This is a genomic window from Stutzerimonas stutzeri (assembly GCF_024448935.1).
GTDB classification, from domain to species: domain Bacteria; phylum Pseudomonadota; class Gammaproteobacteria; order Pseudomonadales; family Pseudomonadaceae; genus Stutzerimonas; species Stutzerimonas stutzeri_AO.
On record NZ_JAMOIE010000180.1, the window covers coordinates 1 to 3,000 of the forward strand.

Sequence of the window (3,000 nt, forward strand, 5' to 3'; positions counted from 1 at the left end):
TCGTAAGATGACCGGGGGTTTGTCTTTGGGAATTGGAAAACTCGAATGTGTTAAAGGGCATCGATTATGTCTGGCCGAAGCCTGGAGGGGTTATGTACAGCTTGCTACGGTTGCTCGGTGACGGTCGTTTTCATTCTGGCGAAGAGTTAGGAAGGGCTCTCGGTGTAAGTCGGAGTGCTGTGTGGAAACACCTACAGCGACTTGAGGATGAATGCGGTATCGAGCTATTCAAAGTGCCAGGGAAAGGATATCGCTTGGCAGAGCCACTTTCGCTGCTGAGTTATGAGGAAAACGCCGCTGTGTTGGTCCCTCTGGGCTGGCAGCTCTATCTTCGAGAGTCCACGGACTCCACTAATGCAGAGGCGTTGAGGTTGCTACAGGCGGGCGTCGCTGCGCCATTCGTGGTATTGGCTGAAAGCCAAACTCATGGTCGGGGCCGCAGAGGGCGTGTGTGGGCCAGCCCGCCGGCACAAAATATTTACTACACCCTGGTGTTGAAAGTTTCGAATGGCCTCCAGGGGTTGTCTGGGTTGAGTTTGGTCGTTGGGCTGGCCGTTCTCCGTGCGCTTCATCGGGCCGGTATCGAAAGTGCGGGGCTAAAGTGGCCCAACGATGTATATGCAGACGACAGAAAGATAGCAGGCATTCTATTAGAGCTGAATGGTGATCCGGCGGACGTCTGTCATGTGATTATCGGGATTGGGGTGAACGTGAACATGACTCCGAGCACCCAGGGCATCGGTCAGCCCTGGACGTCGGTGCGTGAGCAGACGGGAATGCTGGCGAGCCGCGATGATCTGGCGCGCTTTGTCAGTGAAGCCTTATCTCAGTATTTAGCCAGGCATGCCCGTGAGGGGTTTGCCTCGTTGCGCGACGAATGGGAAGCAAACAACATCTGGCGCGGGCGACGCTGTACGTTAAGCACCGGCACCCAACAGGTTAGAGGGCTAATGAACGGAATAGACGAGCAGGGTGCGCTACGCCTTTGGATTGAAGGGCAGGGTGATCGGTGTTTCAGTGGTGGAGAGTTAAGCTTGAGGCTAGACGATGATTCTTGAGCTCGATTGCGGCAATAGCTTCATCAAGTGGCGGGTTGTTTCAGATGCCGATGGCGCGTTGGTAGTGGGGGGGGGCGCGGCGCAGGCGATGGACCTGCTTCAAGATTTGCTCAGTGCAGGCATCGGGAAAATTACCCATTGCCGCATGGTGAGCGTCAGAGACGACGCGGAAACCAGCGCATTGACAGAGGTGTTGTCTGGCGCGTTGGGGGTGGAAGTGCTCAAGGTGAGTCCAGCCAAGCGCGTCGCTGGCGTTGTTAATGGCTATAAGGACCAGGACCGACTAGGTTTGGATCGGTGGTTAGCTATCATCGCCGCTTATGAAATGTGCAAGGGCCCCTGTTTGATTATCGACCTCGGCACTGCCGTCACTATAGATTTAGTGGACTGTAACGGCGTGCACTTGGGTGGTTATATAGCGCCAGGTTTAGCGCTTCTGCGTGGGCAGTTGCTTGCTCACACTCGGCGCATCCAATACGACCCTGCGCTATCTTCCGTTGCGTTGGGTGACATCACACCTGGCAGAGACACCGCCGAGGGTGTCGAGCGAGGTTGTTTAATCATGCTGCGAAGCTACGTTACAAGCCAGATTGGCATCGCTGGAGATCATCTGGGTAAAAACTTCACCATCTACATTACCGGTGGAGATGCAGCACTGGTTGCAGATCTCCCCGGGGTCAGTTGCGTGCCTGATTTGGTTTTCAGGGGGCTGGCGATAGCCTGCCCCTAAAGAGGTATCCATGCGCTGGCTTTTAATGCTGCTGGTAATGCTAAACTTTTTATTCTACCTCCATCACATCAATCAGCAGTCTCCTGGGGTGGCGGGTGAGGTCGCAACGACTCCCGTCCCTCCCGAAGAGGCCGATATTCAGATGCTTAGCGAAACCAGGCCGTTGGAGCCTCGTGGTTCTGCAGATCCTGAGGGCAGTGTTTGCCTATTTCTGGGTGGTTTCGACCAAGAATCGGTTGCGCTGGACGTTAAGCAGCGTTTGCTACTTCTTGAAATTGATGCCAGCGTCAAGTCTGTCGATGAGGCTGCCGGTATTGATTATTGGGTATATTTGCCTCCGCTGGTTTCGCGGCAAGCATCACTACGTCAGCTGAGAGAGCTGCAATCTCGCAATATTGACAGTTACATCATTACCGTAGGTGATCTGTCTAACGGGACATCACTGGGGATATTTTCTCGTAAAGACTCCGCTGAAAGCGTTGTAAGTCGCTTACAAGCTATTAATTATGCGGCGTCGATACGCGAGTTGCCGAGAACACACCGTAGCTATTGGGTGCAGGTGAGGGGCGTTCAGCGGCGCCTCCTGACTGACTCGTTGCTTGGCGACCTCATAAGAGATTTCCCCAGGCTTGGGCATCAACAAATGCCGTGTTCAAGCATTGCAAACGTAGAATAGTTTTCATAGAATGGCGCCCGCTCCGTCGCGCAGCCCCTTGGGTTGTTTGAGGAGGCGCTGTCACGAAAGCTAACCTCAGGATTTTAATGAGAAATTGCTTGACAGCCAGGAGGATGGCATTGAAAATGCCGCCTCGTTTTGGAGGGGTTCCCGAGCGGCCAAAGGGATCAGACTGTAAATCTGACGTCATCGACTTCGAAGGTTCGAATCCTTCCCCCTCCACCAGTTTATAGCGTCGGCCTAGGCTACCGCGTTATAGCGTCGGCCTAGGCTACCGCGGGTATAGTTTAGTGGTAGAACCTCAGCCTTCCAAGCTGATGATGCGGGTTCGATTCCCGCTACCCGCTCCAGGTTTTTGCTCGCACAAATACGATACGCTCATGTAGCTCAGCTGGTAGAGCACACCCTTGGTAAGGGTGAGGTCAGCGGTTCAAATCCGCTCATGAGCTCCAATCTCAAAGGCAGATATGTAAATATCTGCCTTTGCTTTAATGGTGGCGTGACTAGCTCAATTCAACGATGGGAGACGGGCTCGA

General features: G+C 53.9%; 3 protein-coding genes and 3 tRNA genes. All 6 read left to right on the top strand.

Annotated elements, in window-relative coordinates; all coding sequences use genetic code 11:
• Positions 1 to 92 precede the first annotated feature (92 nt).
• The 6 genes from birA (at position 93) to NA637_RS24470 (ending at position 2,916) form a co-directional block, all read left to right on the top strand.
• Positions 93 to 1,058, top strand: a complete 966-nt coding sequence (gene birA / locus NA637_RS24445; protein WP_256075125.1) for a bifunctional biotin--[acetyl-CoA-carboxylase] ligase/biotin operon repressor BirA — start codon at positions 93 to 95, stop codon at positions 1,056 to 1,058.
• Entirely contained in the window at positions 1,048 to 1,788 is a 741-nt protein-coding gene (locus tag NA637_RS24450) for a type III pantothenate kinase (protein WP_256075127.1), read from the top strand. Before birA ends, NA637_RS24450 begins: the two co-directional genes overlap by 11 nt.
• 10 nt (positions 1,789 to 1,798) lie before the next feature.
• On the top strand, positions 1,799 to 2,464 hold the full coding sequence (locus tag NA637_RS24455; RefSeq protein ID WP_256075129.1) for an SPOR domain-containing protein: 666 nt from the start codon (positions 1,799 to 1,801) through the stop codon (positions 2,462 to 2,464).
• Positions 2,465 to 2,604: 140 nt separating this feature from the next.
• Positions 2,605 to 2,689: transfer RNA gene (locus tag NA637_RS24460), tRNA-Tyr, on the top strand.
• Between the two features lie 51 nt (positions 2,690 to 2,740).
• Positions 2,741 to 2,814, top strand: a tRNA-Gly gene (locus NA637_RS24465).
• Between the two features lie 26 nt (positions 2,815 to 2,840).
• Positions 2,841 to 2,916: transfer RNA gene (locus tag NA637_RS24470), tRNA-Thr, on the top strand.
• The last annotated feature ends 84 nt before the right edge of the window (positions 2,917 to 3,000 follow it).